Here is a 4,751-nt window from a genome sequence, read left to right as displayed (position 1 = left end):
ACCTATGTCAGTAGAAAAAATCAATACCGTGATCGTCGGAGCGGGCCAGGCGGGTATCGCCATGAGCGAACATCTGGCGCAGATGCAGATCCCGCATGTGGTGCTGGAGCGCAGCCGCATTGCCGAGCGCTGGCGTTCCGAACGCTGGGATTCGCTGGTGGCCAACGGTCCGGCGTGGCACGACCGCTTTCCTTCGCTGAAGTTTGATAACATTTCACCGGAGGCGTTTCCGCCGAAAGAGCGCATGGCGCAGTATTTCGAGGATTACGCAAAGATGCTCAACGCGCCGGTGCGCACCGGGGTTGAAGTACAGCAGGTAACGCGGCTGCCCGGACGCAGCGGCTTCCGGGTGGTGACGTCGGTGGGAGAATTCGACGCGGACAACGTGGTGGCTGCCACCGGGCCGTTTCAGAAGCCCGCGTTCCCGGCCATCGTGCCTGAAGGCGCGGTGCCGCAGCAGATCCACTCATCTGCTTACAAGAATCCACAGCAGCTGGCGCCCGGTGCGGTGCTGGTGGTGGGTGCGGGTGCGTCCGGCACCCAGATTGCCGAGGAGCTGCGTCAGGCCGGCCGCGAGGTGTTTCTGTCGGTCGGTGAGCACTACCGCCCGCCACGCGCCTATCGCGACCGTGATTACTGCTGGTGGCTTGGCGCGCTGGGACTGTGGGACGAAGTGAAAATCAAGCCGAAGAAACAGCACGTGGCCTTTGCCGTCAGCGGCTATGAAGGCGGTAAAACCGTGGATTTCCGCCGGCTGGCCCATATGGGCATTACGCTGGTCGGCATCACCGAGCGCTGGGATAACGGCGTGCTGCGCTTTGCGCCGGGGCTGGCAGAGAATATCGCCGAAGGTGACAGAGCCTATTTCGAGGTGCTGCGCGATGCGGATGCGTACATTGAGCGCAACGGGCTGGATTTACCGGCCGAGCCGCAGGCGTGGGAGCTGTTGCCGGATCCGGACTGCCTGTTAAATCCGCTGATGCAGTTGGACGTGCAGGCGGCGGGCATCAGCACCATTATCTGGGCTACCGGGTTTAAATTTGATTTCAGCTGGCTGCAGGTGGATGCGTTTGATGAACAGGGCCTGCCATTCCACAAGCGCGGTATTTCTGCCGAGCGCGGTATTTATTTCCTTGGCCTGCCCAATCTGGTCAACCGGGCGTCGTCGTTTATTTACGGCGTGTGGCACGATGCGAAATATATTGCCGACCACATCGCGCTGCAAAATGCCTATTCGGATTACGTAAAGTCGTAATTATTTTCCAGGTGCGCATGAATGCGCACCCTACGAAGAAAGTTCACCCTTAAATTGTATCATGTAGGGTCGCTATTAATAGCGACCCGCTATAGTGACTGAATCGTATTTATTCTGACTCTGCAGGTGGATGAGGCAATCGGGAAGATGACGTATAGCTGTGATAGAGCGCTTTGATATCGGGATCGTCAACCGCACCGTAGTAAATGTCTTCTTTATCTAAACCGTCCAACCCTTTTATGCCACTAATCATTGCCGGCCATTCGCTTCGACTGGCAATATCAACAACGCAGGGGAGTAAATAGTTATCCAGATGGCCTTTAGCGGGTTCACGAATCTCAGCGCTGAGTGCGCTAAGATACGCATCTTTTTTGGTTCTAGCCCATTCAATGGCAAAGCCAGCACGGTAGGTCATTTCCATAAATAGCAACAGCAACGTTCGACCATTACCATCCAGAAAAGGATGAGCAAAAGCCAGTTGTCCCATAACCTCACCCGGTTTTTTTCTGAACCGCGATGAGTCGCTGGCAAGGCGCAGAGCATAATCAACGGCGAGCTGAATCGAGTGGGGCTGCTCAAACATGGTAAAATGAGCATCTTCTGGCATGCCTTTAAACACAGCAAGATGAGGAACTAACTCGTTGCGATCTTTACCCGCCCAGGGATAAAAGTCAGAAAACAGAATTTTATGAACTGACAAAAAAGTGCTGTAAGTGATTGCAGGTTGAAGTGCCAGGAAATGAAGCGCATCTTCGGCGCTCGATTCAAAGGCCAGATGCTCAGCTTTTTTTACCTCATCCGCATCTTTAAGCCCCAACGCGTTTCTCAGGTAGCCAGAAGTAGAAAAATCGCTGAAAGGATCAAACGTCATGCGCTGAAGTTCTGCTTGTGCTCACGTTTTTCCTGCAGATAAGAACCCTGAAGCTTCAGCGTTTCTGCTTTAGTCAGCACACCTTTTCTTTTGAGATTAACCAGCAATTGTTCAACGTAATCCAGTTCTACTCTGTCGCCTGCCAGATGAGTAATCGCAGCAGCCATCAGGCTGACACCGTCACGCTCTGCGGTGATATGGTTAGCCTTCGCTAAATTCTGGATCTGGCTGGCAATACTCAGAGATGCATTTCTGCTCATAATTAATCTCCCGTCAGAAGTTCAATTTTAGCACGCTGCATCGTCAAAGTCAGTGGGAAGAGTCGCTGAACCACAGGGCATCTCTCAGCGGTAACACTGGTGAAGTCTGACATAGCAATCATCAGATTCCAGATAAAAAAATGCCGGTGGGCGATTGCTCGCGCACCGGCATCGGTTCGATTGACTCAGCGATGGCGTATTACAGCGCCATATCCTGCTTCGCGGACTCTTCGCGCGGTTTGGCCTGCGCAGGTGCCGACTGCTGATCGTCCATGTTAATCACTGGCGGTTTGGTCAGTTGCAGCACGGATGCGGTATTATCCCATACCTGCTGGGTCAGCGCGGTGTTGCCGTTCAGCTTCTGGCCGAAGCTTGGCACGATAGCGCGGATCTTCTGCTGCCACTCCGGTGACGCGAACTGCTGTGGGAACAGCTTCTGCATCACGTTCAGGGTGATCGGTGCCGCGGTAGATGCACCCGGTGAAGCACCCAGCAGGGCCGCCACGGTTTTCTGCTGATCGGTCACGATTTCGGTACCCAGCTTCAGCACGCCGCCTTTCTCAGCATCTTTCTTGATGATCTGCACACGCTGGCCGGCCTGAATCAGTTTCCAGTCCTCTTTACGCGCGTTCGGGTAGTACTCTTTCAGCGCGGCAAAACGGTCGTCATCGTTCAGCATCACCTGACCAATCAGGTATTTCACCAGGTCAAAGTTATCGATGCCCACGTGCGTCATCGGCATGAAGTTGCTGGTGGTGGTGGCGCTCAGCAGATCGAACAGCGAACCGTTCTTCAGGTATTTGGTCGAGAACGTGGCGAACGGTCCAAACAGTACCACTTTTTTACCGTCGAGGTTACGGGCATCGATGTGCGGTACCGACATTGGCGGTGCGCCTACGGAAGCCTGACCATACACTTTCTGCAGGTGACGGCTGGTGATTTCCGGGTTTTCGGTCATCAGGAACGAACCGCCCACCGGGAAACCGCCGTAGTTATCGGCTTCAGGAATACCGGTTTTCTGCAGCAGCTTGATCGCCGCACCGCCCGCGCCGATGAATACGTATTTCGCATCCACTTCACGGTTTGCGCCGCTCTTCACGTCTTTGATGGTGACGTGCCAGGAGTTGTCGCTGTTGCGTTTGAAATCAGTGACTTCAGAGGAGGTTTCCAGCTTGAAGTTCTGATCTTTCTGCAGGCTGCCGATCAGCTGACGGGTGATTTCACCGTAGTTGACGTCGGCACCCACTGGCGTCCAGGTGGCGGCCACTTTCTGATTCGGATCGCGACCTTCCATCACCAGCGGTGCCCACTGCTCGATCTGCTTGTGATCGGTAGAGAACTTCATGCCCTGGAACAGGGTCGTTTTCTGCAGCGCCGCGTAACGTTTGGTCAGGTATTCGACATTTTTGTCGCCCCAGACAAAGCTCATGTGCGGGGTGGAGTTGATAAACGAACGCGGATCGTGCAGCACGCCGCGCTGTACCTGGCTGGTCAGGAACTGGCGGGTAATCATGAACGATTCATTGATTTCCAGCGCTTTGCTCACATCGATGGAACCGTCTGCACGCTCTGGCGTGTAGTTCAGCTCCATGTTGGCAGAGTGGCCAGTACCGGCGTTATTCCAGCCGTTAGAGGATTCCAGCGCGACGCCGTCGAGACGCTCAACCATCAGTTGTTTCCAGCCCGGTTGCAGCTCCTGCAGCCAGGTACCGAGCGAGGCGCTCATGATACCGCCGCCAATCAGCAGCACGTCGGTTTTTTCTGGTGCGTTCTCAGCGTGAACCGCTGAAGAGACAAGCAGTGCCGTCAGCGAAAGCGCGGACACAAGTTTTTTGGTCTGAGTCATGCCAGTCCTGTTTATTCTTTGCAGATGAACGTTAAAAATTCGGTTGGCAAATTAAAAGATTGTTACGAAAAGATTAACTTGTTTTTAGTTAATTAACTATTGATGGCAATTAATTAACTTTCATAAAAGCGGGATGGCGAAATAAACGGCAGGAATACAGCAGAAATGCGGGAAAAAGCAACAATATATCCGCTAACGGAGCGCGGTTATTATTTATAACGACGGGCACGACTTAGGTCAAATTAAATCCGCTGCAGCGATGACAATTCATGCACTATCACTGCACGGAGCGTGTTGATGATCTGACGCCGAATGGGTTTACCCTAAGGTCTCTGATGACTTGTTTAACTTTCGCGTGGACATGAGCATGGCGGGCAAAACCCTGTATGAAAAGCTGATCGAACAGCATGTGGTACGTCACCTGGACGATGAGGGGCACGTGCTGCTCTATATCGACCGGTCAATCCTCAATGAATACACCAGCCCGCAGGCGTTTAGCGGTCTGCGCGACCGGTCGCG

At 53.7% G+C, this 4,751-nt stretch carries 4 protein-coding genes and 1 pseudogene; 2 read left to right on the top strand and 3 right to left on the bottom strand.

The window, feature by feature from the left end; translation table 11 throughout:
* Positions 1-4: 4 nt before the first annotated feature.
* Entirely contained in the window at positions 5-1,255 is a 1,251-nt protein-coding gene (locus tag ERD80_RS08570; protein WP_058775056.1) for an NAD(P)/FAD-dependent oxidoreductase, read from the top strand.
* A gap of 109 nt (positions 1,256-1,364) precedes the next feature.
* On the opposite strand, the gene ERD80_RS08565 is transcribed toward ERD80_RS08570, so the two are convergent.
* The 3 genes from ERD80_RS08565 to mqo all read right to left on the bottom strand — a co-directional run bounded on the left by ERD80_RS08565 (position 1,365) and on the right by mqo (position 4,232).
* Entirely contained in the window at positions 1,365-2,126 is a 762-nt protein-coding gene (locus ERD80_RS08565; RefSeq protein WP_136546541.1) for a Fic family protein, read from the bottom strand.
* Entirely contained in the window at positions 2,123-2,386 is a 264-nt protein-coding gene (locus ERD80_RS08560; RefSeq protein WP_104187249.1) for a hypothetical protein, read from the bottom strand. The genes ERD80_RS08565 and ERD80_RS08560 overlap by 4 nt, the downstream gene beginning before the upstream one ends.
* Positions 2,387-2,585: 199 nt before the next feature.
* The gene (gene mqo / locus ERD80_RS08555) at positions 2,586-4,232 is read right to left on the bottom strand and encodes a malate dehydrogenase (quinone) (RefSeq protein ID WP_136546539.1); all 1,647 of its coding nucleotides are present in this window, start codon (positions 4,230-4,232) and stop codon (positions 2,586-2,588) included.
* Between the two features lie 367 nt (positions 4,233-4,599).
* On the opposite strand from mqo, the pseudogene ERD80_RS08550 reads away from it, so the two are divergent.
* A pseudogene (locus ERD80_RS08550) lies at positions 4,600-4,751 on the top strand (3-isopropylmalate dehydratase large subunit); the annotation flags it as partial.

It is taken from the genome of Pantoea sp. R102 (assembly GCF_004916815.1).
Classification (GTDB): domain Bacteria; phylum Pseudomonadota; class Gammaproteobacteria; order Enterobacterales; family Enterobacteriaceae; genus Pantoea; species Pantoea dispersa.
Note: the sequence above shows the minus strand (reverse complement) of the source record. Positions and strands in the feature narration are given on the sequence as shown.

Coding starts and splice junctions, on each gene's coding strand:
- mqo (WP_136546539.1), bottom strand. CDS start 4,232: ATGACTCAGACCAAAAAACTTGTGTCCGCGCTTTCGCTGACGGCACTG.
- ERD80_RS08565 (WP_136546541.1), bottom strand. CDS start 2,126: ATGACGTTTGATCCTTTCAGCGATTTTTCTACTTCTGGCTACCTGAGA.
- ERD80_RS08570 (WP_058775056.1), top strand. CDS start 5: ATGTCAGTAGAAAAAATCAATACCGTGATCGTCGGAGCGGGCCAGGCG.
- ERD80_RS08560 (WP_104187249.1), bottom strand. CDS start 2,386: ATGAGCAGAAATGCATCTCTGAGTATTGCCAGCCAGATCCAGAATTTA.